The following is a 24,335-nucleotide window of genomic DNA, read 5'->3' on the forward strand; positions in this document are numbered from 1 at the left end:
GCGTCACCGACATCCGTGTTGCACTCCGGCTGATAACTGCTCAGCACCAGGGGAAGCCGGTCGAATTCCGGCGCTGACCCGCAACCGTAGGCCCGGGACCGCCCGGGTGAGCCGGACTGCCTGGTGCCGGGCCACAGTACGAAGAGCGCCGTCGCGGATTGCGGTGTGGTCGTCGCAGCCTCCCCACGGCACGTGCCGTGCGGGGGCGCATTGCCACGCACCCGGGGTCCCCTGCGGCAGAGACGAGGACCGCGGTGGGGACCGAACAGCAGGCGAAACGGACGTCGGGGACGAGACGGCGGTTCCTCTCGTTCGTCACCGCCTCCCTCCTGACGCTCGGTGCGGGCGCGGCCTTCCTCACGGTGCCCTCCGCGAGCGCCGATCCGATCGGACAGTGCACCGCCACGAACGGCGCCGTCGTCGCCGTGGACTTCGGCCCCTTCGGCGGGGCGGTCGAGCGGGGCTGCGACACCACCCCCACCACCGGTTACGAGTTGCTGCACGCCGCCGGTTTCACCACCGAGGGCACGGTCCACGACGGTGACGCGTTCGTCTGCCGCATCGGCAAGGGCTCCGGTGCGCGCCACCCCGCTCCGGACAAGGAGGACTGCGTCCTCACCCCGCAGGCCACCGCGTACTGGTCGTACTGGATCGCCTCGCCCGGCCAGCGCAAGTGGACCTACAGCCCGCTGGGCGCCATGGAGCGGACCCTGAAGCCCGGTGACGTGGACGCCTGGGTCTTCGGCGGCACCGACATCGGCGGCACCAAGGGCAGGCCCGGCTTCACCCCCGACGACGTCCGGGGCCTGTCCACGCCCGATCCGACCGTCCCGACCGCGCCGCCCGGGGTGCCCGCGGGCTCGGTCGACGTCCCCGCCGCCACCCGCTGGATCGCCGGGAGCCTCACCGACGGCGAGCGCGTCGTCGACGAGGGCGCCACCACCGCGAACCACTTCCTCACCACGGAGGCCGTGTTCGCCCTGGCCGCGACCGACCGCACGAGCCCGGTCGCGAGGAAGGCCGCCGCGTTCCTCGCCGCGCCCGCGCAGACCGACGCGTACGCGTACCCCTCCGGCAAGGACGGCATACCCGACGCCACCGCCGCCGCCCGCCTGGCGCTCGTCGCCGAGGCCACCGGCCTCGACCCGCGCGCGTTCGGCGGCCACGACCTCCTCGGCGACCTCGTGACGTACGTCTGCCCGCGCGACATCGGCGACGGCGAGACCGTCGACGGCTGCTACACCAAGGGCGACTTCCGCACCGCCGGTTACGCCGACGGCCAGGCCATGGCCGTCATCGCCCTGGTCAACGGCGGAGTGGCGCCGCCCGCCCACGCCGTGAGCCGGCTGACCGCCCTCCAGTGCGAGGACGGCGGCTTCACCAGCATCCTGATCCGGTCCGGCGGAGCCTGCCAGAGCGAGGCCTCCGCCACCGCCCTGACCACCCTGGCCCTGGCCCGGGCAGGCGGCCACGAGGACGCCGTCCAGCGGGCCCGCGCCCACCTCAAGAGGTCCCAGCTGCCCACCGGGGCCTGGCCCGCCGCCGCCTACGAGACGACGGGCAACCCGGCCGCCACCGCCTGGGCCGCCCAGGCACTGCGCGCCCTCGGCGACGAGACGTTCGCCGACGCCGGCGCCTCCTGGCTCTCCAGGCACCAGCTCCCCGCGGGCGGTTTCGGCTTCGCCGAGGACGACACCGACACGCGCCTGTTCCCCACCGCCACGGCCGCCATCGCCGGCGCCGGCAGCGATCTGGTCGCGCTCGCCACCAAGCGGACCGACCCGCCCACCACACCGCCGACCACCCCGCCCGTCACCCCTCCGGCCGGTGACGGCCCGGACCTGAAGAAGGGCGTGGCCTACCTCACCCACCCCGGCCGGCTGGTCCAGGGCCGCTACTACGAGGCCGGTGCGGGCACCGGCCACGCCGACTACGGCATGACCATCGACGGCGCCTACTCCCTCGCCGCCACCGGCATGGACAACGCCACCCTGCGCAACATCGTCGACTTCCTCGACAAGGGCGGCAAGGACGGCAAGGGCCGGGGCATCCAGGACTGGACGCTCGTCGGCACCGCGTACGCCGGCGGCGGCTCCATCGGCAAGGCGGCCCTCCTCGCGGAGGCCGTCGGCCGCGACCCCCGCGACTTCGGGGGCCGGGACCTGATCGCCGCTCTCGCCAAGAGCACCTGCGCCGCCAAGACCTCGACCCGCCAGGAGTGCGCGGGCAAGGGCAACTACACGTACGCGACCTCCGTGTTCTCCCAGTCCCTCGGCGTCATCGCGCAGATCCGGGCGGGCGAGACGGCTGCCGCGGCCGAACCGGTCGGCTACCTCAAGAGCCTCCAGACGCCCTCGGGCGCATGGGTCAGCCTGATCGGCGAACCGAGCGCCGCCGAGGTCGACTCCACCGCCATGGCCGCCATGGCCGTCGACCTGCTGCCCGATGCCGCCTCCCAGGCAGCCGTGGACAAGGCCCTCGCCTGGCTGGCGGCCCAGCAGAAGGAGGACGGCGGCTTCCCCGGCGCCTCCGGGAACTCCGTCAACTCCGCCGCCCTCGCGATCCAGGGGCTCTCCCTGGACGCCCCCAGGTACGGAGCCCGGATCGCCAGGGCCCGCGCGTTCCTGGCGAGCCAGCAGAACGCCGACGGCGGCTTCACCATCGCCAAGGGCGGCCAGCCCGGATCCGACGTCCGCGCCTCCGCGCAGGCCGTGGGCGGTGCCACCGGCGTCTCCTTCGGCACCCTCGCCCGCAGCCTGGACGGCACCACCCCGCAGCCCCTCCCCGGCAGCCGGGTCACCGCGTCCGCGCCCGTCATCGTGACCCCCGGCGAAGCGGCGGGCAGCGCGGGCGGCGGCACGGGCGGCGGGGACCTCGCGTCCACCGGCGTCCAGGTCACCGGACTCGCCGCGATGGCCGCGGCGTTGGTGCTCACCGGCTGGGCCGTGACGCGGGCGGCCCGGCGCCGCCGCGGGACCACCGGGGGCCGGGCATGAGCCGCCACCGCCTCCTGCGGGCCGTCGCCCGTACGGCCGCCGCACTCGGGCTGGCGGTGGCGGCGTTCGCCGCCACCGCGGCCCCCGCCGGCGCCGAGCCGCTGCCCATGGGCCAGTGCACCACCTCCTCCGGCGTGGTCCTCGCCGTGGACTTCAGCCGCTGGGGCGGCCCCGTCTACCGCTCCTGCGGGACGACGCCCACCACCGGCCACGAGCTCCTCAACCAGGGCGGCTGGGCCACCACCGGCACCGGGCACGACGGCCCCGCCTTCATCTGCCGCATCGGCTACAGCGGTCACCAGGGCGGCAGGCAGTTCCCGACCCCGCAACAGGACGACTGCGTACGCACCCCGCCCGCCTCGGCCTACTGGTCGTACTGGCACGCGGGCCCCGGCCAGAGCACCTGGGAGTACAGCCAGCTCGGCGCCATGCTCTACCAGCCGAAGCCCGGCAGCGTCGACCTGTGGATCTTCGGCGGCACCGACATCGAGGGCACCGAGGGCAAGCCCACCGTCACCCCCGACCAGCTGCGCGCCAAGAACACCAGGCCGACCGGCGGACCCGCACCCCAGGACACCCGTACGGCGGCGCCCCTGCCGCCGAACGTGAACACCGGCCCCAGGCCCCAGGATCCGCCGCCGTCCGCCGCGCCCCCTCCCGCGACGACCCCGGCGCCCGTCCCCGCGGCCTCGGCGAGCCCCTCCGCCAGCGCCTCCCCGACCCCGTCCGCGACGCCCCCGTCGAACGCCCCGGCCGCGGCCGCGCCCCCGCCCGGCCCCCAGGTCGTCGAAGCGGCCCCCGCCGCCGACGCGGAGCACGACACGGGCTCGTACCTGCCCGCCGTCGCCACCGGAGCGCTGGTGCTGCTGATCGGCGCCGGCGCCGTGTTCGCGGCCAGGCGCCGCCGTCGTACGGAGTAGCGCGTGCCACCCACCACGACGAGGGCAGCGGCCGCGCCGCCCGCGTCCGGCCCCGCGCCGGACGCGGGCGGCCGCCGTCTGCCCCGCACCCTGCACCCGGTCGCCTGGTGGATCTGGGCCCTGGCCCTCGCCACCGCCGTCAGCCGCACCAACAACCCGCTGCTGCTCTCCCTCGTCCTGGCCGTCCTCGGCTACGTGATCACCGTGCGGCGCACCGAGGCCCCCTGGGCGCGCGGCTTCAAGTACTACCTGTACCTGGCGCTGACCGTCGTCGCGATCCGGGTGCTGTTCCGCGCGGTCTTCGCCACCGGGATCACCCCCCGCGACCACTTCCTCTTCGCCCTCCCCCACATCCCCACCCCCGACTGGTACGCCGGCATCCGGCTCGGCGGCCCGGTCTCGCTGGAGGCGCTGCTCTCCGCCGCCACCGACGGGCTGCGCCTGGCCTGCATGCTCTGCTGCATCGGCGCGGCCAACACCCTCGCCAACCCCAAGCGCGCCCTGCGGATCCTGCCCGGCGCCCTGTACGAACTCGGCGTGGCCGTCACCGTCTCCCTCAGCGTCGCCCCGCAGCTCGTCCAGAGCGTCCAGCGCGTGCACCGGGCCAAGCGGCTGCGGGCCGGCCCCGCCAAGGGGCTGCGCGCCCTGCGCGGCATCATCGTCCCCGTCCTCGAAGACGCCCTGGAACGCTCGCTGCGGCTGGCCGCCGCCATGGACTCGCGCGGCTACGGCCGGGCCGGCACCGCCACCCGGCGCTCGCGGCGGGCCACCGGCGCCCTCATGCTGCTCGGCATGTGCGGCCTGTGCGCCGGCGCCTACGGCCTGCTCGACGCCACCGCCCCGAAGCTGCTGGGTCTGCCCGCCATGGGCGCGGGCGCCCTGCTGTGCTTCGCCGGGCTGCGCCTCGGCGGACACCGCATCACCCGGACCACCTACCGGCCCGACCCCTGGCGCTTCGCCGAATGGGCCGTCGCCGGCTGCGGTGTCCTCTCGGCCGTCCTCCTCTTCGCGAACGTCGGATTCAACGCCGCCGAACTCAACCCCTCGATCCATCCGCTCAGTTGGCCCACCCTGCCGCTCGTCCCCGCCGCCGCGATCCTGCTCGCCGGAGCCGCCGGCTTCCTGGCGCCGCCCCCGGCCGCCCCCGCCCGTCCGGCCATCCCCGCCCAGCGCACCGAGGAACCCACGTGATCACCTTCGACCAGGTCACCGTCCGCTACGAGGACACGGCCGAGCCCGTGCTGCGCGGGGTGGACCTGACCGTGGAGGAGGGCGAGCTCTGCCTCGTCGTCGGCCACACGGGCGTCGGCAAGTCCACCCTGCTGGGCGCCGTGAACGGGCTCGTCCCGCACTTCACCGGCGGCACCCTGTACGGCCGGGTCGTCGTCGACGGCCGCGACACCGCCGACCATCCGCCGCGCGAACTCGCCGACGTGGTGGGAGTCGTGGGGCAGGACCCGCTCGACGGGTTCGTCACCGATACCGTCGAGGAGGAACTCGCCTACTCCATGGAGCAGTTGGCGGTGCCCCCGGCCACCATGCGCAAGCGCGTCGAGGAGACCCTCGACCTGCTCGGCCTCGCCGACCTGCGCCACCGGGCCCTGCACGAGCTCTCCGGCGGCCAGCAGCAGCGCGTGGCCATCGGCTCGGTCCTCACCGCCCATCCGAGGGTGCTGGTGCTGGACGAGCCCACCTCCGCCCTGGACCCCACGGCGGCCGAAGAGGTCCTGGCGGCCGTCACCCGCCTCGTCCACGACCTCGGGGTCACGGTGCTGCTGGCCGAACACCGCCTGGAGCGGGTCGTCCAGTACGCCGACCGCGTCATCCACCTCCCCGGCGACGGCCGCGTCGTGTCCGGGACCCCCGCCGAGGTCTTCCGCAGCTCGTCCATCGCACCGCCGATCGTGGAACTGGGCCGCGCCGTCGGCTGGTCACCGCTCCCGCTCTCGATCCGCGACGCCCGGCGCGCGGCCGCGCCGCTGCGCGCCGCACTGTCCGCCGCCGTCCCCCCGCCGGTACGGCCCGTCCCCGGCGGGGACCGGCCGGAGCTGCTCACGGCGCGCGGCGTCACCGTGGCCTACCAGGGCGTACCGGCCGTGCGCGAGGTCGACCTCACCCTGCACGGCGGCGAGGTGACCGCGCTCATGGGGCGCAACGGCTCCGGCAAGTCGTCCCTGCTCTGGGCCCTCCAGGGCTCCGGCCCCCGCAAGGCCGGCACCGTGGCCGTCAGCTCCGACGGCCCGAAGTCGAAGGACCCCCGGAAGCTGTCCGCGGCGCAGGCCCGGCAGCTGGTCGGCCTGGTCCCGCAGACCCCCACCGACCTGCTCTACCTGGAATCCGTCGCGCAGGAACTCGACCAGGCGGACACCGAATCCGGCGTCGCGGCCGACGGCGTCCGGGCCCGCACCATCCTCGACCGCCTGGCACCCGGCATCCCGGACACCACCCACCCCCGCGACCTGTCCGAGGGCCAGAAGCTCGCCCTGGTCCTGGCCGTGCAGCTGACGGCCGCACCCCGGGTGCTGCTGCTGGACGAGCCCACCCGAGGTCTGGACTACCGCGCCAAGAGCGAACTGGTCCGCATCGTCGACGGCCTCGCCGCGGAGGGCCGCGCCGTGGTGATCTCCACCCACGACGTCGAGTTCGTGGCCCGGGCCGCCGACCGCGTGGTGGTGATGGCCGAGGGCGACGTGGTCGCGGACGGCCCCACCACCGAGGTCATCGTCGCCTCCCCCGTCTTCGCCCCCCAGACGGCCAAGATCCTCTCGCCCCTCCCCTACCTCACGGTCGCCCAGGTGGCCGCGACCCTTCCCGCCGACGAGACGGACCCGGACTCATGACCGCACGCGCCGCCGCCATCCGGATCAACGCACGGGCCGGCGTCGTCATCTCCATGGCCGCCTTCCTCGGCGTCGTCGCGTTCTTCTGGCCGTTCCTGGTCGCCCCCGGGAAGTTCGGCTCGAACTACGCCCCGCCGCTGATCTTCGGCGTGCTGCTCGTCGTCGTGCTCTGCGTGGTGGTCTCCGAGATCGCCGAGGGCGGCATCGACTCCAAGGCCCTGGCCATGCTCGGCGTCCTGTCGGCCGTCAACGCGGCCGTCCGCCCGCTGGGCGCGGGCACCGCGGGCATCGAGACGGTCTTCTTCATCCTGGTCCTCGCCGGGCGGGTCTACGGGCCCGGTTTCGGCTTCACCCTCGGCTGCACCTCGCTCTTCGCCTCCGCCCTCATCACGGGCGGGGTCGGGCCCTGGATGCCGTACCAGATGTTCGGGTGCGCCTTCGTCGGCATGCTGGCCGGATTCCTGCCGAAGGCCGCCGGCCGCCGCGAGGTGGCCCTGCTCGCCGTCTACGGGTCGCTCTCCGGCTACCTCTTCGGCTTTCTCCTCAACCTGTCCTTCTGGCCCTTCTCGCTGGACCCGAACAGTTCCATCGCCTATCTGCCGGGGCTGCCGTTCACCGAGCAGTTCCACCGCTATCTCGCCTTCGACCTGACCACCTCCCTCGGCTGGGACACCGGCCGCGCCGTCACCAACTTCGTCTGCATCTGCCTGGCCGGACCGGCCGTCCTCACGGTGTTCCGGCGCGCCGCCCGCAAGGCCCGCTTCCAGGCCCCGATCCGTTTCGCACCCCGCCCGTGAACGTACCGGCCCGGCCCCGTTCCGCGCCTTTCCACAGAGCCGTACGGTGACGCTCCCGCGGCTTTCGGCGTTCCCTCACGACGATTACCGGTGCGCGTCCGTGGAATTCCCGCCGACGGGAAAAGGGGGGCGCGGTGGGGCTGCGCCCGCGCGCACGGCGGCCCCGCACCGGCAGGTGCGGGGCCGTCGGTGGTGGACCCGGCGCCCGGGGTACGGGAGCCGGACGCGGCGGATCAGGCGGAGGCGAGGGAGATCTCGGTCGACTTGATCAGGGCGACGACGGAGGTGCCGGCGGTGAGGCCGAGGGCCTCGACGGCGTCCTTGGTGATGGCCGCGGTCAGCTCGCCGCCCTCGACGGAGACCTTGACGGAGCCCATGGCGCCGCCGGTGGCGACGTCGGTGACGGTGCCGGCGAGCTGGTTGCGGATCGAGATGCCCTCGACCGGGCCGGTGGCGAGGGAGACCTCGGTGGACTTCACGAGCGCCTTGACGGAGGCGCCCTCGGCGAAGCCGAGGTCCTTGACGGCGTCGGTGGTGATCGCGGCCGTGATGTCCTGACCGCCCACCAGGCGGACCTTCACCGTGGACATGGCCTCGCCGGCCGTCACGGAGGTGATGGTGCCGGGAATCTGGTTGCGGATGCTCAGGCTCATGAAAGTAACGCCTCACTGAAAATCGGCGGGGAAGGCGGCCGACGGGCCGCCACGTCCCTCACGCTATCCACAAACATCACGGCCCGCCCGCGGCCCCTCGCAGGCGCCAGGCACATTCCCTTGACCGCGTGGCATTTTCGCGTCCGCCGAACGTCACGACAATACGGGACGTCATTCCTCCCCCGTTCGAGGGCGGAATTCTCCAAGGGTGCCGCAGGTGCGGCGGATCTCCAGGATCCGGTGGGCCGGCCAGCCCCCCTCCCCGGTGCGGCGCAGCGGCCGGTCGTCGCCCGGGCCGATGAAGGCGTGGGCGCCCGCTCCGGGACCGCCCGCGCCGGGACCTTGGTCCCCCGGGCCGCGCCGCCGCCGGCCCGGTCGCCCCTACCGCGCGCCGGGTCGCGGTCGTGGAGGCCCGGGCGGCCGCCCTCGGGACCAAGGTCCTGACGTGCGCGGCCGTGCACCGGGTAGGCGCTGCGGAGCTGCCGGTACCGGAAGCGGGCCGGGGCCCGCGTCCGGCCGGTCGCCCCGTATCCGACGGCGGGCCGCGCCTCGCGGCCCCCACTCTTCTTCCCCGAGGGCATTGATCGTGCAACGGTTCGAAGTACCGACGGCCCGCGCGGCGACGACGCACGTCCACCGGGTGCTGCCCTGGGGCCTGTGGGGCCTGAGCATCGCGGCAGAGCTCTGGACCGGCCAGGACGTACGGCTGGGGCCGCTCCTCGCGGCCGTGCCGGCCCTCGCCGCGGCCAGCCACACCTGGCGTTCGGTGCTCGCCTTCGGCGCCCTCTCGCTGGTCACCCTGGGCGCGTTCCGCTGGTACGAGCCCGCGGGGCGCCCGTCGGCCCTCGTCGTGGTCCTGGCCATCGCGGCGGGTACGGCCGCGGGCGCCCTGTCCGCCGCGGGCCGCGCGCGTGAGCAGCGCCGCCTGGACGAGCTGCGGGCCACGGTGGGCAAGGTCCAGCAGGCGGTGTTGCGGCCGCTGCCCGAGTCCGTGGCCGGCTACCAGGTGGCGGGCTTCTACCGGGCGGCCGGGGCCGAGAACAAGGTCGGGGGCGACTTCTACGAAGCCCTGAACACCCCGAACGGCCTGCGCCTGGTCATCGGCGACGTGTGCGGCAAGGGGCTGCCGGCCGTCGACGCGACGGTCACCCTCCTGGGCGCCTTCCGCGAGGCCGCCTTCCTGGAGGTCGACCTCGCCCGGGTCGCCCACCGGATGGACCAGGCACTGGTACGACGCCAGGAGTCCACCGGGGACAGCAGGTTCGCGAGCGTGCTGCTGATCCAGGCGGATGCCGACGGCCGGCTGACCCTGGTGAACTGCGGCCACGTGCCGCCCCTGCACATCGACCACGACGCACGGGTACGGGAACTGCGGCTGCGGCCCGGCCGCCTCCTCGGCCTCCCGGCCGGGGGCCCACAGCTCCCGGCGACCGCGACGCACGAGCTGCCTCCGGGTGCGTGCCTGCTGGCCACCACCGACGGCATCACCGAGGCCCGCGACGACCGGCGCGCCTTCTTCGACGTCGCCGCCGCCGTCGCGCACCACCGGCACACCAGCGCCGGCCACCGCATGCAGACCCTGCTCGACGAGCTCCACCGCCACACCGGAGGCCGTCTCGACGACGACGCCGCCGCGATCGCGATCGCCACACCCGCCACCGCGGACGCCCCGCACGGCCCGGACGCTCCGCACCACGAGCTCGGCGACGCAGCTCCGGCCTAGGCCGTCTCTTTCGGATCTTGCCGGGCCCGCGGCGCCTGGCACCGTGCCTGGCCGCACTGCCGAGGCGACCACGTACGTCCAGTACGCGAGCGCCCCGGCAGCACGCCCAGGCACGGCACCAGACGCCGCGGGCTCGGCCGACAAGATCCGAAAGAGACGGCCTAGCGGGAACGGTCACGGGGGTGCCGGCCGGTGTGCGTCGGCACCCCCACGCTCTCAAAGCCCTTCGCCCCCGCGCTTCATACGATCCACCGAAAAAGGCCCGCCGATCCGCCTCCCTTTTGGTGCTCCGCACCGATGCCGAGCAGCTGAAACAGGGGCCGGGATCCGGCGAACCGACCGGAGCTGTCCTGTCCTTGACAGAATCATGAAACCGTGAGGAACTGACTCGGCCCGGTGACACCGGAGCCGCTTGCCGCCACGTGGACACCACGGCGGAGCGGCCCCTCCGGTCGATCGGCACCACCCCGGGACACCATCCCCGTCCCGGGCGCCGATCCCCATCACCGACGCTCACACCGGACTCCCGCCGCACCGCGCCCCGTGGGAACCACCGGCCCGGGAGGTCCTGCCGGCGCCTCCGCGCATCAGCGCGCCACCGGCCCCTCCCCTCGCCCGGCCTCCACCGGCACGCCCGGCCGCTTCGCCGCGTCCGCGCCCGTGCCGCACCCCCTCGCATCCGACCGCACGCCGCGCGGCCGGCCCCTCCCGCACGCCCAGGTCCGTGTGCGCGACGCCGGTCGTGCCACCGACCGTGCCCAGCCCAGCCCAGGAGTGACCCGACCATGAACGAACCCCGCGGCGTCGAGCCCGAGGCGGCCACGCACCCCGTCGACCAGACGCTGCCGCCGGCCAGGCTCATCGGCGCCGGTCTGCAGCACGTGGCCGCGATGTACGCGGGCGTCGTCGCCCCGCCCCTCGTCGTGGGCATCGGCGTCGGCCTGTCCACCGCCGACATCGCCTTCCTGATGAGCGCGAGCCTGTTCGCCTCGGGCATCGCCACGCTGCTGCAGACCCTCGGCTTCTGGAAGATCGGCGCCCGGCTCCCCTTCGTCAACGGGGTCTCCTTCGCGGGCGTCGCCCCGATGCTGGCCATCGCCAAGGCGCAGAGCCCCGAGGACGCGCTGCCGGTGATCTACGGCGCCGTCATGGTCGCGGGTGTGTTCGGCTTCCTGCTGGCGCCCTGGTTCTGCAAGCTGGTCCGCTTCTTCCCGCCGATCGTCACCGGTACGGTCATCACCCTCATCGGGGTCTCGCTCCTGCCGGTCGCCTTCAACTGGGCGCAGGGCGGCAACCGCAAGGCCGCCGACTACGGCAGCCTCACCAACATCGGGCTGGCCGTCGCGAGCCTGCTGATCACCGTGGTGCTCCGCCGCTTCCTGCGCGGCTTCCTCAAGCAGCTCTCGATCCTGCTGGGGCTGGTCGCCGGCACCCTGATATCCCTGCCGCTCGGCGTGGCCGACTTCAGCGGGGTCACCGACGCCGACCTCATCGGCTTCCCCACCCCGTTCCACTTCGGCGCCCCGCAGTTCGCGGCCGCCGCGATCGTGTCCATGTGCATCGTGATGCTGGTGGTCATGACCGAGTCGACCGCGGACGTCCTCGCGCTCGGCGAGATCGTCGAGCGCCCGGCCGACGAGAAGACCCTGGCCGCCGCCCTGCGCGCCGACGGCCTCGGCACCGCGATCAGCCCCTTCTTCAACGGGTTCGCCGCCAGCGCCTTCGCCCAGAACGTCGGCCTGGTCGCCATCACCAGGATCCGCAGCCGCTTCGTCGTCGCGGCGGCGGGCGGCATCCTGATCCTGCTCGGGCTCTGCCCCATGCTGGCGTCGCTCGTCGCCCTGATCCCGCAGCCCGTGCTGGGCGGCGTCGGCATCACCCTGTTCGGCACCATCGCCGCCAGCGGCGTACAGACCCTCACCAAGGCCTCGCTGGAACGGGGCGACAACGTCCTCATCGTGGCCATCTCGCTGGGCGCCGGCATCATCCCCATGGCGGCCCCGGAGTTCTACCACGCCTTCCCCGAGAGCATGCGCATCATCCTGGACTCGGGCATCAGCGCCGGCTGCGTCGTCGCGGTCCTGCTGAACCTCGCGTTCAACCACCTCGGCCGGACCCCGGAGCCGGTCCCGTCCGAGGCCGCACCGCAACCGGTGCACTGACCCGTCGCCAGGACGGCCCGAGCCGGAGCGCGAGCCGCCGACCGGGTGAAATCTTCGCTCCCGCCGTCGCGGCGGCAGGAGCGATTCTCCGGTGTCTAAGGGCACCGGGGCGGGCGACCGGGCCCGTATCGGCGCCCTGGCCGGCGCACGGGGAGGAACGCTTCCGCACACCGGGGCCGGCCCACCACGCACCGCACACCGGGGCCGGCCCCGGGCGTCGTCGCCCGGCGTTTCCCGGATCCGGGACGGTCGTTGGCAGACCTGTTGGGTCCCGCGCGCGCCGATCGGCGCGGCCGCCGGGAACGGACCGGGAAGGGCGTGTGGTGAGCATGGTGTCGGGTACGGGTCTGCAGCAGGCGGGGCGTCGGGCCGTGGTGACGGGTACGGCCGTGGGAGCGGTACTGGTGCCCGTGGGCGCGGCGCACGCGAGTGTCGTCGGGATCGGGAACGCGGTCTTCGGCAACACCTGCGCGAGCCACGGGGACGCGCGCGCCGAAGGGGGTACGGCCGCCGCCAGCGGGTCCGCGAGCGGCAACTTCGCCGCGTTGCCGCTCAGTCTGCCGCGCAACCACTGCGGCAACAGCGGCATCGTCTGCACCGCCGTCTTCGGCTCCTCCGTGTGAGAGTGGGGGCGGTGACGGAAGGGGGCGCCGGGACGGCCGGGGAGTCCGCGGTGCGGGAGCTGGCCTCGCTGAGCGGGCGCGCGGTGCCCCTGCTCCGGGAGTGGGCGGCCGGCTCGCCGCGGTGCGGGGAGGCCAGGGCGCTGCTGGTGCTCGCGACGAGCGACGGCCTCGGCGACGCCGAGCTGCGGACGGAGCTGGTGCGGGCCCACCACGACGCCCGGGCCGCGGGGCCGCGGGCGGTGAGCCTGGTGCACGGGGTGTTCCTCTTCGCGCACCGGCAGTACCCGATGGCCGCGGACCACGTGGAGGCGCACCTGGGCACGTGGCCCGGCGACGAGCAGGCCGCGCCGATGCTGGACGCCTTCGCCGCCGCCGGCGACGCCGGACACGCCGGATACCGGGAGCGCGGCGACGCGTTGGCGCAGCGGCAGTACGCGCTGGCCGGTCCGGAGAGCTGGGTGTGGGCCGGCAGGCTGGCCTGGGTGCGGGCGGAGCAGGGGCGCCCGTACGAGGCGTACGAGCTGGCGGCCTCCGCCCTGGCGCGCAATCCGCGGGCGGGGCTGGCCGTCCACGCGAAGGCCCATGCCGAGCAGGACACCGGTGCGGGGCCCGCCTCCACCGCCTTCATCGACCGGTGGCTGGCCGGTGACCCGCGGGCCGTGCAGTTCAGGCACCTGAACTGGCACGCCGCCCTCCAGTCGCTGGCCGCCGGCGACTTCGCCGACGCCCGACGGCGGGCCGACCGCGTGCTGGACCGAGCGGACGTCGGCATGCGCGCCTCGACGAACTGGCGCCTGCTGCTGGCCGGGCAGGCCCCGGCGCGGCGCTGCGAGCTCGGGCACGTACGGGAGCTGCTGGCCGCCCCGGAGGGTACGGCGGAGGTGTTCCACACCTTCAACCTGGCCCTCGCGCTGGCCGTCGAGGCCGCCACCGACGACCTGACCGCCCTGGCCCGCCGGGCCGCGGCCGACGGGCGGAGCGAGTTCAGCCAGGTGCTCGCGCCCGTGGTGCGGGCCCTGGCGCACCTCACCGCCGGCCGGCCCGACGCCGCGGTGGACCTGCTGGCCGGGCTGGGCCGCGCGGTGGAGCGGCTGGGCGGCGTACGGGTGGAGCGGGAGATCGTCCAGGACACCCTGGCCCGCGCCCTCGTCGACGCCGGCGACCCCGGCCGTGCGGCCGGACTCCTGCACCGGCGCAGGGCCGCCCGCCGCCACCACGTATACGAGGACCTCCTCGTCACCGCCGGTGCGGCCCGGACCCCGGCGCCCGCCCCCACCCCGAACCCAGTCCCCCGGGAGACGCTCCGTGGCTGAACCGCAGTTGATCGCCGTCTCCCTGCGCGGCAGCGGCACGCACCTGCTCGCCGAGGCCGTCGGCGCCCTCGGCTACACCCCGTACGGCACGATGAGCGGCACCCAGCCCGACACCGGCGAGCCCGTCGGAGCGGGCGAGGTGTACCCGCTCCTGGAGACCGCGTACGGCGCCGAGCGGGCCGGCCGCCTGCTGCGCGAGGAGCACGCGTCCCTGGCCCGGGCCTTCGAGACGGCGGTCAACGCCCTGTGGCGGGTGTGGTGGCGGCGACTGGGCCAGCCGGTCACCCACGCCTCGCCCGTCGACGCGGAGCTGGAGACGCGTCTGCTGCGGGTGCCCGATCCCGACCTGGCGCGGCTGCTGCCGGGCCGGGGCTGCTGGTACGTCAACGGCCTCGACCTGGAGCGCGCGGACGCCGGCTTCCTCCGCTCCTGGCGGCTCGGCGGCGGGCCGCCGGTCCTCTTCCACCACCGCGACGTCCGCGACCGGATCGTCGCCCGCATCCGCTTCCTGTCCCGGCCCGCCGACCTGATCGGCACCCAGCCCGAGGACCTCGTCTACCACGACATCCTCGGCGCCCTGCCCGACATGGACGCACGGATCACCCTCGCCCTGACCGATCCCGACTTCCCCGGCATGCGCGAGGCCCGCCGCTCCCGGTGGCTGCTCCACCACCCCGCGGTCCACGTCGTCACCCACGAGGAACTCGCCGGCCCCCGTCTCGGCGGCAGCGCCGAGGCCCGCGACCGGGCCCTGGACCGGCTGCTGCGCGCCACCGGACACCCGCGCTCCGCGAACCGGGTCCCCGCGCGGGACACCGGCGCCGACGGGGGCGCCGGCACCGGCGCGCCCTGCGACGCCTTCGTGGTCGGGGCCTGGCGCGCCCACTTCACCCCCGAGCACGAGCGGCTGCTGCGCCTGCACGGCGCGGACTTGCTGACGCGCCACGGGGCCGAGCCGCACTGACCGCACCGCGCGGGCGTTCCGCCGGTCGGTCCGTGCGGTCGGTCCGTGCGGTCCGGTCAGGGCGCGAGTTCCGGCGCCGCGAGCAGGGCGACGGCGTGCCGGGAGCGCACCAGCCGGAGCATCGGGCAGCGCTCGTCGGCGGCGGCGAGCAGGGCGGTGCGCCGTTCGGCGGAGACCGGGCCCGTCAGCAGGACCGACGCCGTGAGGTCGTACGGCACCGGCGGAGCCTCGGTGGGCACGTCGAAGAAGCGGGCGTCGTTGTTGCGGGCCCGGACCCGTACCTCGACCCGGTCCAGCGGGGTCCCTTCCAGGGCGGCTATGCACATCACGGTGTGGGTCAGGCAGGTGCTGATCACCGCGCAGAGCAGCTCCGGCGAGGAGGGGCCGAGGCCGAAGCCGCCGATGTCCGGACCCCCGTCGCCGATGAACGACCAGTCGCCGACGCGGACCTTGCGCACGCCGGTCGCGTCGTCGGCGACGCACACGGCGCCGATCTCCTCGTCCCAGTCGGTGTCACGGGGGCGGCGGGCCGCGGCGGCCCGCATGGCGGCGCCCTTGTCCTGGAGGTGTTCCGCGAGGCCGGGGGTACGGGCGGGAGTGATCGTCATGCCGGGAAGCCTACGGGCTCACCGGAACCCGCCGAGGGCCCGGGCCTCCCGTCGCGATCACCCAACTACCGCTTGAGGACAGGGGGTTTAGGTGCGGGAGGCCATCGAGCGGGTGTGCCGGTCCCGATCGGCCAGGCCGGAAGACCGGACCGCCCGGGCGGCGAGCGGCCGCGCGCCGTCCCGCCCGCCGGGTCAGCGGACCCGCGGGCTACCGGGGCTCGGGTACGTACGTGTAGCCCACGCGCCGCACCGTGGCGATGCGGCCCCGGTGGGCGGGGCCGAGCTTGCGGCGCAGCCGCGCCACGTGGACGTCGACGGTGCGGCCGTCGCCGATGTGCCCGTAGCCCCAGACGCCGGAGATGAGCGCGTCGCGCGTGTGCACCGTGTGCGGATGGCTGGCGAGGTGGTCCAGGAGGCTGAACTCCATGTAGGTCAGGTCCAGTTCGCGTCCGTCGACCGAGACCAGCCGGCGCGCCCGGTCGATCCGGATGCCGCCCCCGGAACGGACGGCTTCGAAGCGCGGGGCGGATGGGGAGGCGGAGGCCGCCGACCGGCCGGGCTCCAGGGTGCGCAGTTCCGGGCGCACGCCGTGGGCCCGCATCAGCGCCACCGGGTCGACGTCGGCCGGCAGGAACACGAGGTACGCGACGCGGGCTGCGGCCGCCCCCTCGGCGGGGGCGCCGGCCGGGCGCTCGCCGACCAGGTGGAGACGGGGGTTGGGAGAACGGCGGGCGGAGGATGCGGGAAGCGCGGTGGTCACGGTGAGCCCCTTCGGCTGCTCGGAGTGGCGTGCGGATGCCGGGTGTTCGGGGTGTCGGGTGGGCCGGGTGTCGGGTGGGCCGGATGTCGCGGCGTGCGGCCACGACGGGACGCGACGGGGCGCGGGGCCCGGACGCCGCGGAGGCGACCGGGACGGAGGGGGCGCCGCACGCGGACGGACCGTACGGCCGGAAGGAGGGGCCGCGGGAGGAGCGCGGCGCACGGGCACGCGCGGCGGCCCGTGGCCCCGCGCGCTGCGGAGGATGCCCCGGGAATCAGTCCTGGACGGGTCGGCAGACGGCGCTGGCGATGCGACGGAGGTCGACGTGCCTGCGGCGTACGAGCAACGGCTGCGACGGGGACATGGCCTCAGAGTGGGGTGCGCGACAGGCACCCGTCAAGGCTTCCCTACCGATCCGATAGGAAATTATCGCCCGGCGAACGGGGTCCGCACCGACAGCGGCTGACCGTGCGTCATCTCCCATGCCAAGACGCGACTGTCCACCATGCGGTCGCACTCTTGCCGGGAGGGTCCCGTCGGGCGAGTATCCCTATCAATCCGATGGGAAACATGGGGAAGTGCCCAGGTGTCCCGCACCGGCGCCGACCTCGGCCGGCTCCCGCCCCGTCCGCCCACCGCGCACCCCCCGCTCCCCCGCCACCGGCCCACGCCGCCCGACTACGTTCCGGAGTACCCGACATGGCCACCGCCATCCCCCGTGGCACCGCTGCCCGCCCAGATCCCGCACCCCTCCGCGGCGCCCGGGCCTGTCGGTGACACCCGTGCCGACCACACCGGGCTCCACCGGCGTCCGCTCCGCCGACGAGCGGCGCCGCACGCTCCTGCGTACCGCCCGCGACGTCGCGGACGACCTCGCCGCGGACGCCATCGCCCGCGACCAGGCGGGCGAGCCGCCGGTCGACGAGGCGGACCGGCTGCGCGAAGCCGGGCTGCCGGCGGCCCTCACCCCGCCGGGTCCGGAGCGCGGGACGGACTGGCGCACCGGCTGCGCCGTCGTACGGAAGGTCGCCGCGGCGGACAGCGCCGTCGGCGACCTCCTCGCCCGCCACTACGTGCACACGTGGAGCGGGCGCTTCTACGGGGGGCACCACGAGGCGGCCGCCCTCGAAGAGGAATCGGTGCGCGAACAGTGGCTGTGGACCGGCGCGGTCGCCGCTCCCGCGGACGACACCGACGCACCGGACCTCGCACTGCGGCCCCGCGACACCGGCTACGTGCTGAGCGGGCGCCGGTTCGTGGAGACCGCGGTGGCCGTCGCCGACCAGATCGTGGTCGACGCCGTCTGCGCCGTGACCGGCGACGTCCTGCTCGTACGGATCCCCGCCGGCGCCCGGGGCATGACCGTCGAACCGGCCCGCGACCGGCTCGGACAGCGCGTCGGCGGCGCGGGCGAGATCGTCCTCGACCGGGTCACCGTCCCGCCCGGGCAGGTGCTGGGCCGCCGGCCGGACGACGAGGAGGCCGGCGCGCCCTTCACCGCGCTCGCCGAACCCGCGCTCCGCCTCGCCCTGTGCCACGTCGGCCTCGGCATCGTCGAGGGCGCCCTCACCGAGGCGCGCGACCTCAGCAGGGGCGGTCACGCGTACCGGCTGCCGGGCGCGGACCCCGACCTCTTCCTCACCTACGGCGAACTCGCCTCCGCCGCCCAGACGGCCACCGCCGTGGTCGACCGGGCGACGGAGGTGATGGCGCAGGCCCTCGACGCGGCTGCGCAGCTCCACGCCGAGGAACCCGCGGGCATCGCCGCCCTGGTCGCCACGGCCGAGACGGTGACGTCGAGGGCGGCCCTGCACGTCACCACCCGCGTGCTGGAGCTCGCCGACACCCCCGGCCTGGACCGCTTCTGGCGCAACGCCCGCGTCCTGACCGCCCACCATCCCGCCGCGCACCGGCTGCGCTCCATCGGCGAGCACTACCTCAACGGTTCCCACCGCGCGGTGGCCGCCGCCTTCCACTGACGCCGGACGCCCCGGGGCACCGCGTCGGCCCCGGCCCGCGTCGGCCCCGGCCCGCGGGCCGACGCGGGCCGGGGCCGTACGGGATAATGCCCCCATGCGGATCTCAGCCAGGGCGGACTACGCGGTACGTGCCGCACTGCAGCTCGCCGCGTCCCAGGACGACGGGCCGTTGAAGGCCGAGGCCATCGCCGAGGCCCAGGACATCCCGCACAAGTTCCTCGAAGGCATCCTGAACGACATGCGCCGGGGCGGGCTCGTGCTCAGCCAGCGCGGCGGCAACGGCGGCTACCGGCTGGCCAAGCCGGCCCGCTCCATCAGCATCGCGGACGTCATCCGCGTCGTGGACGGACCGCTCGTCGCCGTACGCGGGGTCCGGCCCCCCGACCTGTCCTACACCGGCCCCGCCCAGGCCCTGCTCCCCCTGTGGATCGCGCTGCGGGCCAATGTGCGCGAGATCCTCGACGGGGTGAGCCTCGCCGACGTCGCGGCGTCCGACCTGCCGGCCGACGTCGCCGCGCTGACCGACGCCCCGGACGCCTGGACCAACCCCTGATTCCCCGCTCCACCTGCGTCTTCTCACATGGCAAGACCAACCCGTCCACCATGTGGTCAGCCCCTTGGGGCGGATGTCCGCGTCTGCCAATATTCCTACCGACCAGGTGGGGAACCCAGGAATCGAGGGAGGCGGCCGTGCGCACACCGCATCACGCGGGCCGGACGCTGCCCTTGACGTCCCGCCGGCACATCGACCTGGTCCGCACCTCCAGCGCCATCTGTCAGTCTGCCTGACACCTTCCACCAGGGCCCGGCCCCACCCGCGGACACACCGCCGGCCGCCGTGCCGCCGCGTCCTCCGCGACCGGGCGGGCCCCTCGGCCGATCCCCGCAGCCCCGCGCGCCTGAGGGCGCGGGTGCGCCGTGCACGGACCCGGCACCCCTCCCCGTACCGCTGCGACGCGGCCGGGCGCGGGTGACGGGTGCGCCGATGGCTCGCGTCGCTCCTTCTTCCGTACCCTCCCGAGCCCCATTCCGTGAAAGGACACCTCCGTGTCTCCCGCCAGACCGCTCACCGCCCTGCGCGCCATCGCCGTCACCGCGACGCTCCCCCTGCTGCTCACCGCCTGCGGGTACGGCTCCGAGGCGAAGAAGGACGAGCCGAAGGCCGATGCGGCCGCCTCCGCCGACACCGGGAAGAAGCTCTCCGCCCCCGAAGTCCGCATCGGCTACTTCCCCAACCTCACCCACGCCACCGCACTCGTCGGCCTCCAGGAAGGCCTCATCGAGAAGGAACTCAACGGCACCAAGATCAAGCCGCAGTCCTTCAACGCCGGCCCCTCCGAAATCGAAGCCCTCAACGGCGGCTCCCTCGACATCGGCTTCATCGGCCCCTCCCCCTCCATCAACGGCTACGTCAAATCCAAGGGCACCAACCTCCGCATCATCTCCGGCTCCGCCTCCGGCGGCGTCAAGCTCGTCGTCAACCCCGACAAGATCAAAACCCTCGACGACCTCAAGGGCAAGAAAATAGCCACGCCCCAAAAGGGCAACACCCAAGACGTCGCCTTCCTCAACTGGATCTCCGAAAAGGGCTGGAAGGTCGACCCCGAATCCGGCAAGGGCGACGTCTCCGTCGTCCGCACCGACAACAAGGTCACCCCCGACGCCTTCAAGCAGGGCTCCATCGACGGCGCCTGGGTCCCCGAACCCACCGCCTCCAAACTCGTCTCCGACGGCGGCACCGTCCTCCTCGACGAAACCGACCTCTGGCCCGACAAGAAGTTCGTCATCACGAACATCATCGTCTCCCAGAAATTCCTCAAGGAGCACCCCGACGTCGTCGAGGCCGTCCTCAAGGGCACCGTCAAAACCAACGAGTGGATCAACGCCAACCCCGACAAGGCCAAGGAATCCGCCAACGCCCGCCTCGCGGCCGAAGGCGGCAAGCCCCTCGAAGCCAAGGTCATCGACCCCGCCTGGAAGAGCATCCTCGTCACCGACGACCCCCTCGCCTCCACCCTCAAGACCGAATCCGAATGGGCCGTCAAGGCCAAGCTCATCGAACAACCCGAACTCACCGGCATCTACGACCTCACCCTCCTCAACAAGGTCCTCAAGGCCGCCGGCAAGCCCGAAGTCTCCGACGCCGGCCTCGGCGCCAAGTAGCTCCCCACGGGACGCTCCCGACGGGGCCGGGTACGCCGCCGCGCGGGCGTCCCGGCCCCTCGCCGGCCCCGCGCCGGAGCCGGGCGGGGCCACGTAAGGCCCAAGCCCGCCGGGGTGCGCCGCCACCTCCGGGTCCGTCCGTCGTTTGACCTCCGACCACCTGGAGGGAGATCCCGTGACGCGTACGAGGTCGGCCGTGCTGTCCGTGACGCTCCTGGCGGGCCTGCTGGGCGGTGCGGGCGCCCCGGCCGCGGCCGGAAGGGCCGCCGTCGGCGTCGACGGGCGGCCCGTACACGGCGCCGCCCCGGGCGGGATCGGACGGTGCGCGCGGACGGAGGCCTGCCACGTGACCACCGATCCGCCGGAGCGCAGTTCGGGCCTGTTCTCCAACGGGACGGCCACCGAGGCGGTCACGCCGGCGCTGGCGGCCGGCGCCTCGTACGTGCAGGGCGGCAACGTGCTGCGCCTGCCGTCGGGCCGGTGGCAGTACCTGCCCGCGGGAGCGACCCGCTCCGTGGTCGTCGACGCCGGTGACGCCGGCGCCCTGGCGCAGATCGCCGCCTCGCGCGCGTGGCTCGCGTCCGGCCGGGTCCCGGGCGCGCCCGGCGTCCGGCGCGAGGGCGCGGAGCGCGCCCTGCTGTCGATGCGCGCGCTGCTCCGGCCGAACGGCGCGTTCGCGGCGGCCTGGTATCCGTTCTGGGACTTCTCCTGGCCCCGCGACTCCAGTTTCGCGGCCGCCGCGTTCGCGCACACCGGCCACGACGAGGAGGCATACCGGATCCTCGGCCACAACGCCCGGACCCAGCGCGCGGACGGCACCTGGGAGGCCCGCACCCGGCTCGACGCGTCCGGTCCTCCCGATGCCCGGCCGTGGCAGCTGGACGCCAACGGCTGGGTGCCCTGGGCCGCGTGGCAGTGGTACCGGACGGCGCCCGAGGCGGGACGCACCGCCCGGCTGGAGGCGCTGTACCCGATGCTGCGCAAGGCCGCCGACTACGCGGCCGGCTCGCTCGACGCCGAGGGGCTGCCGCCCGCCTCGCCCGACTACTGGGAACTGCCCACCACCACGCCCAACATCGGCACCGCCGCCCCGCTGCTGGCCGGCCTCGACGCCGCCGCCGACCTCGCCCGCGACCTCGGGCGCTCCGCCGACGCCGCGCGGTGGTCGGACGCCGCGCGGCGGCTCTCCGCGGGCATCGCGGCCCGGTTCGCACCGCTCGGCTACCAGCGCACCCTCGACGGCCTGCACGGCCGCGACAGCGCGGCCGCCTTCATGGCGCCCCCCTTCAACACCGCTCCCGCCGACCTGCCCGCGGCCCTCGACGACACCTACGGGGCGCTGCTGCGGCCCAACGGGGGGCTGGTCCCCGGCGACGATCCCGAGACCCGGTGGGGGGACATCACCTGGACGGCCTGCACGTCCTTCTTCGCCCTCGCCTGGTCCGGGCTGGGCGAGGAGCAGAAGGCGGGCGAGGTCGTCGACTGGGTCCTGTCCCGGCGCAACGTCCTCGGCGAACTGCCCGAAACGGTCACGGCCGACGGCCGTCCCAAAGCCGTCGTACCGCTGGGCTGGACCGACGCGATCGTCCTGATGGCCCTGCTGGGCACCGACGGCGCACCCCTCCCCGTACCGCCGCCGCCCCGGCCCTGACGCGCCCGGGCGGCCGGCCGACGGTTCCTTCCACGGAATCGTGGAAGGGCCTGCCGCGGGGCGCCGGCGCCGCAACAATGTGTTGAAGATCGGTTCTGCTGCGTGACCGCGGCCCGCGGCCGCGCGCAGGACCGCCCGGCATGAAGGAGAAGCGTGCACCCACCGCGCCCCCGCACCACCGCAGTCCGCGCCCTGGCCGTGGCCGGCTGCCTGGCCCTGACGGCCGCCCTGCCCGCCGCCTCGGCGCGGGCCGCCGCGGACGACGCCCCGCCCGCGGCCGTGGACTGGCGGGTCGGCCTCGCGGTGACCGCCGCCCACAACAAGGGTCAGTGCGACGAACTCGCCAGCCAGGCCTACGCCACCGCCGCGGCGTTGGAAGGGGCCTGGGTGATCCAGGACGACCACCTCCTGAAGTCCTTCAAGCCCCTGATCACGAACGCGGCGGGCGAGGACGTCTACACCAGCGTGTGCGGCGAGCCCCGGCCCCCGCTCGGCGCGGCCTTCCCGGCGGGCGCCTTCAAGGAATGGCGCCCCGTCGCCTCCGGGGACGAGGACGCCCTGCGCGCGGCCGTCGCCCGCGGCCCGGTCCGCACGAAGATCGACGCCTCGCACGCGAGCTTCGCGCTCTACGGCGCGGGCGTCTACGACGAGCCGCTGTGCTCGTCGACCGAGACGGACCACTGGGTCACCATCGTCGGCTACGGCACCACCCTCGGCGGCGAGAAGTACTGGACCGTCAAGAACGACTACGGCACGCTCTGGGGCGAGCTCGGCTTCATCCGGATGTCCCGCGACCAGGACAACCAGTGCGGCATCGCCACCGCCGCCGAGGAACCGGTCCTCAACCCGGCTCCCTACACCGCGCCTTCGCAGAACCCCTGGCCGGTCTTCCCGTAGCGGCGGACCGACCGCCGGCCGGACGACGTACTCGAACAGGGAGGGGATACCCGTGTCCAAAGAGAAGTTCGAACGCACCAAGCCCCATGTGAACGTGGGCACCATCGGCCACGTCGACCACGGCAAGACCACGCTGACGGCCGCCGTCACCTCGGTGCTCGCCAAAGCGTACGGCGGCCAGGCCCGCGCCTTCGACCAGATCGACAGCGCGCCGGAGGAGAAGGCGCGCGGCGTCACGATCAACACCAGCCACGTCGAGTACGACACCCCGGCCCGGCACTACGCCCACGTGGACTGTCCCGGGCACGCCGACTACGTGAAGAACATGATCACCGGCGCGGCCCAGATGGACGCGGCGATCCTCGTGGTCGCGGCGACCGACGGCCCGATGCCGCAGACCCGGGAGCACATCCTGCTGGCCCGGCAGGTCGGCGTCCCGTACATCGTCGTGTTCCTCAACAAGTGCGACATGGTCGACGACGAGGAACTCCTCGAACTCGTCGAGATGGAGATCCGCGAACTCCTCGGCCAGTACGACTTCCCCGGCGACGACACGCCGATCGTGCGCGGATCGGCCCTGAAGGCGCTGGAGGGCGACCCGGACTGGGAGGCCAGGGTGATCGAGCTCGCCGGCGTCCTCGACTCCTACGTGCCCGAGCCCCAACGCTCCGTGGACAAGCCGTTCCTGCTGCCCATCGAGGACGTGTACACGATCAGCGGACGCGGCACCGTCGTCACCGGCCGGGTGGAGCGGGGCGTGGTCAGGGTCGGCGAGGAGGTCGAGGTCGTCGGCATCAAGGACACCACCCGGTCCACGTGCACGGGCGTGGAGATGTTCCGCAAACTGCTCGACGAGGGCCGGGCGGGCGAGAACGTCGGTGTGCTGCTGCGCGGCGTGAAGCGCGAGGACATCGAGCGCGGCCAGATCCTCGCGAAGCCGGGGTCCATCACCCCGCACACCACCTTCGAGTCCGAGGTGTACATCCTCGGCAAGGACGAGGGCGGCCGTCACACGCCCTTCTTCAAGGGGTACCGGCCGCAGTTCTACTTCCGTACCACCGACATCACCGGCACCATCGAGCTCCCCGAGGGCGTGGAGGTCGTCATGCCCGGTGACAACGTCCGCATGGAGGTGACCCTCATCCACCCCATCGCCATGGAGGAAGGCCTCCGCTTCGCCATCCGCGAGGGCGGCCGCACGGTCGGCGCGGGCGTCGTCTCCCGGGTCATCGCCTGACACCCCGGAGTCCGGGGCCCCGCGGCGGGGTCCCGGACGCCGGGAGGGG

21 protein-coding genes are annotated in these 24,335 nt (G+C 74.4%); 17 read left to right on the forward strand and 4 right to left on the reverse strand.

Features of this window, described 5'->3' with window-relative positions; genetic code table 11:
* The first annotated feature begins 254 nt into the window (after positions 1-254).
* The 5 genes from CP968_RS04875 to CP968_RS04895 are packed head-to-tail and all read left to right on the forward strand — an operon-like array spanning position 255 to position 7,553.
* A complete protein-coding gene (locus tag CP968_RS04875) occupies positions 255-2,996 on the forward strand; it encodes a prenyltransferase/squalene oxidase repeat-containing protein (protein WP_150516808.1) in 2,742 nt (913 codons plus the stop codon).
* A complete protein-coding gene (locus CP968_RS04880; RefSeq protein WP_150516809.1) occupies positions 2,993-3,916 on the forward strand; it encodes a hypothetical protein in 924 nt (307 codons plus the stop codon). Before CP968_RS04875 ends, CP968_RS04880 begins: the two co-directional genes overlap by 4 nt.
* 3 nt (positions 3,917-3,919) lie before the next feature.
* On the forward strand, positions 3,920-5,107 hold the full coding sequence (locus tag CP968_RS04885; RefSeq protein ID WP_150516810.1) for an energy-coupling factor transporter transmembrane component T: 1,188 nt from the start codon (positions 3,920-3,922) through the stop codon (positions 5,105-5,107).
* Entirely contained in the window at positions 5,104-6,756 is a 1,653-nt protein-coding gene (locus CP968_RS04890) for an ABC transporter ATP-binding protein (RefSeq protein ID WP_150516811.1), read from the forward strand. Before CP968_RS04885 ends, CP968_RS04890 begins: the two co-directional genes overlap by 4 nt.
* The gene (locus CP968_RS04895) at positions 6,753-7,553 is read left to right on the forward strand and encodes an ECF transporter S component (protein ID WP_150516812.1); all 801 of its coding nucleotides are present in this window, start codon (positions 6,753-6,755) and stop codon (positions 7,551-7,553) included. The genes CP968_RS04890 and CP968_RS04895 overlap by 4 nt, the downstream gene beginning before the upstream one ends.
* Before the next feature lie 233 nt (positions 7,554-7,786).
* Here the strand turns inward: CP968_RS04895 and CP968_RS04900 are convergent, their stop codons facing one another.
* On the reverse strand, positions 7,787-8,206 hold the full coding sequence (locus CP968_RS04900) for a TOBE domain-containing protein (RefSeq protein WP_150516813.1): 420 nt from the start codon (positions 8,204-8,206) through the stop codon (positions 7,787-7,789).
* A gap of 586 nt (positions 8,207-8,792) precedes the next feature.
* Between CP968_RS04900 and CP968_RS04905 the strand changes: the two genes are divergently transcribed.
* The 5 genes from CP968_RS04905 to CP968_RS04925 all read left to right on the forward strand — a co-directional run bounded on the left by CP968_RS04905 (position 8,793) and on the right by CP968_RS04925 (position 14,991).
* Positions 8,793-9,929: a PP2C family protein-serine/threonine phosphatase gene (locus CP968_RS04905; RefSeq protein WP_167536760.1), complete on the forward strand. Its 1,137-nt coding sequence runs from the start codon at positions 8,793-8,795 to the stop codon at positions 9,927-9,929.
* A 785-nt stretch (positions 9,930-10,714) separates the two neighbouring features.
* On the forward strand, positions 10,715-12,091 hold the full coding sequence (locus tag CP968_RS04910; protein ID WP_150516815.1) for a nucleobase:cation symporter-2 family protein: 1,377 nt from the start codon (positions 10,715-10,717) through the stop codon (positions 12,089-12,091).
* 329 nt (positions 12,092-12,420) lie between these two features.
* On the forward strand, positions 12,421-12,714 hold the full coding sequence (locus CP968_RS04915; RefSeq protein WP_150521724.1) for a chaplin family protein: 294 nt from the start codon (positions 12,421-12,423) through the stop codon (positions 12,712-12,714).
* Between the two features lie 11 nt (positions 12,715-12,725).
* Complete coding sequence (locus tag CP968_RS04920) at positions 12,726-14,027, forward strand: tetratricopeptide repeat protein (RefSeq protein WP_189828890.1); 1,302 nt, start codon at positions 12,726-12,728, stop codon at positions 14,025-14,027.
* Positions 14,020-14,991, forward strand: coding sequence for a hypothetical protein (locus CP968_RS04925; protein ID WP_150516816.1), 972 nt, complete (start codon positions 14,020-14,022; stop codon positions 14,989-14,991). Before CP968_RS04920 ends, CP968_RS04925 begins: the two co-directional genes overlap by 8 nt.
* Positions 14,992-15,047: 56 nt before the next feature.
* Here the strand turns inward: CP968_RS04925 and CP968_RS04930 are convergent, their stop codons facing one another.
* From CP968_RS04930 to CP968_RS35670, 3 genes are all read right to left on the reverse strand, one after another.
* Positions 15,048-15,599, reverse strand: coding sequence for an OsmC family protein (locus CP968_RS04930; RefSeq protein ID WP_150516817.1), 552 nt, complete (start codon positions 15,597-15,599; stop codon positions 15,048-15,050).
* Between the two features lie 208 nt (positions 15,600-15,807).
* Positions 15,808-16,359 carry a winged helix-turn-helix domain-containing protein gene (locus CP968_RS04935; protein WP_229886326.1) on the reverse strand — a complete coding sequence of 184 codons (552 nt, stop codon included), beginning with the start codon at positions 16,357-16,359 and terminating at the stop codon, positions 15,808-15,810.
* A 274-nt stretch (positions 16,360-16,633) separates the two neighbouring features.
* A complete protein-coding gene (locus CP968_RS35670) occupies positions 16,634-16,843 on the reverse strand; it encodes a putative leader peptide (RefSeq protein WP_373304050.1) in 210 nt (69 codons plus the stop codon).
* Between the two features lie 298 nt (positions 16,844-17,141).
* Between CP968_RS35670 and CP968_RS04940 the strand changes: the two genes are divergently transcribed.
* The 7 genes from CP968_RS04940 (at position 17,142) to tuf (ending at position 24,286) form a co-directional block, all read left to right on the forward strand.
* Entirely contained in the window at positions 17,142-18,338 is a 1,197-nt protein-coding gene (locus CP968_RS04940) for an acyl-CoA dehydrogenase family protein (protein ID WP_150516818.1), read from the forward strand.
* A gap of 94 nt (positions 18,339-18,432) precedes the next feature.
* Positions 18,433-18,891: an RrF2 family transcriptional regulator gene (locus tag CP968_RS04945; protein WP_150516819.1), complete on the forward strand. Its 459-nt coding sequence runs from the start codon at positions 18,433-18,435 to the stop codon at positions 18,889-18,891.
* A gap of 50 nt (positions 18,892-18,941) precedes the next feature.
* The gene (locus tag CP968_RS35675) at positions 18,942-19,127 is read left to right on the forward strand and encodes a putative leader peptide (RefSeq protein ID WP_365598078.1); all 186 of its coding nucleotides are present in this window, start codon (positions 18,942-18,944) and stop codon (positions 19,125-19,127) included.
* A 258-nt stretch (positions 19,128-19,385) separates the two neighbouring features.
* A complete protein-coding gene (locus tag CP968_RS04950; RefSeq protein ID WP_150516820.1) occupies positions 19,386-20,501 on the forward strand; it encodes an ABC transporter substrate-binding protein in 1,116 nt (371 codons plus the stop codon).
* 175 nt (positions 20,502-20,676) lie between these two features.
* Positions 20,677-22,152 (forward strand): glycoside hydrolase family 15 protein, encoded by a 1,476-nt coding sequence (locus tag CP968_RS04955; protein ID WP_150516821.1) that lies wholly within the window; start codon positions 20,677-20,679, stop codon positions 22,150-22,152.
* 153 nt (positions 22,153-22,305) lie between these two features.
* On the forward strand, positions 22,306-23,049 hold the full coding sequence (locus CP968_RS04960; protein WP_150516822.1) for a C1 family peptidase: 744 nt from the start codon (positions 22,306-22,308) through the stop codon (positions 23,047-23,049).
* Positions 23,050-23,101: 52 nt separating this feature from the next.
* The gene (gene tuf / locus CP968_RS04965; protein WP_150516823.1) at positions 23,102-24,286 is read left to right on the forward strand and encodes an elongation factor Tu; all 1,185 of its coding nucleotides are present in this window, start codon (positions 23,102-23,104) and stop codon (positions 24,284-24,286) included.
* Positions 24,287-24,335: the final 49 nt, after the last annotated feature.

This window comes from Streptomyces subrutilus (assembly GCF_008704535.1).
In the GTDB taxonomy this organism is placed as follows: Bacteria; Actinomycetota; Actinomycetes; order Streptomycetales; family Streptomycetaceae; genus Streptomyces; species Streptomyces subrutilus.

What these genes read in the sequence shown, in the direction of transcription:
- CP968_RS04880 (WP_150516809.1), top strand. Translation starts at nt 2,993, where the DNA reads ATGAGCCGCCACCGCCTCCTGCGGGCCGTCGCCCGTACGGCCGCCGCA.
- CP968_RS04930 (WP_150516817.1), bottom strand. Translation starts at nt 15,599, where the DNA reads ATGACGATCACTCCCGCCCGTACCCCCGGCCTCGCGGAACACCTCCAG.
- CP968_RS04915 (WP_150521724.1), top strand. Translation starts at nt 12,421, where the DNA reads ATGGTGTCGGGTACGGGTCTGCAGCAGGCGGGGCGTCGGGCCGTGGTG.
- CP968_RS04900 (WP_150516813.1), bottom strand. Translation starts at nt 8,206, where the DNA reads ATGAGCCTGAGCATCCGCAACCAGATTCCCGGCACCATCACCTCCGTG.
- CP968_RS04910 (WP_150516815.1), top strand. Translation starts at nt 10,715, where the DNA reads ATGAACGAACCCCGCGGCGTCGAGCCCGAGGCGGCCACGCACCCCGTC.
- CP968_RS35675 (WP_365598078.1), top strand. Translation starts at nt 18,942, where the DNA reads ATGTGGTCAGCCCCTTGGGGCGGATGTCCGCGTCTGCCAATATTCCTA.
- CP968_RS04945 (WP_150516819.1), top strand. Translation starts at nt 18,433, where the DNA reads ATGCGGATCTCAGCCAGGGCGGACTACGCGGTACGTGCCGCACTGCAG.
- CP968_RS04895 (WP_150516812.1), top strand. Translation starts at nt 6,753, where the DNA reads ATGACCGCACGCGCCGCCGCCATCCGGATCAACGCACGGGCCGGCGTC.
- CP968_RS35670 (WP_373304050.1), bottom strand. Translation starts at nt 16,843, where the DNA reads ATGGGAGATGACGCACGGTCAGCCGCTGTCGGTGCGGACCCCGTTCGC.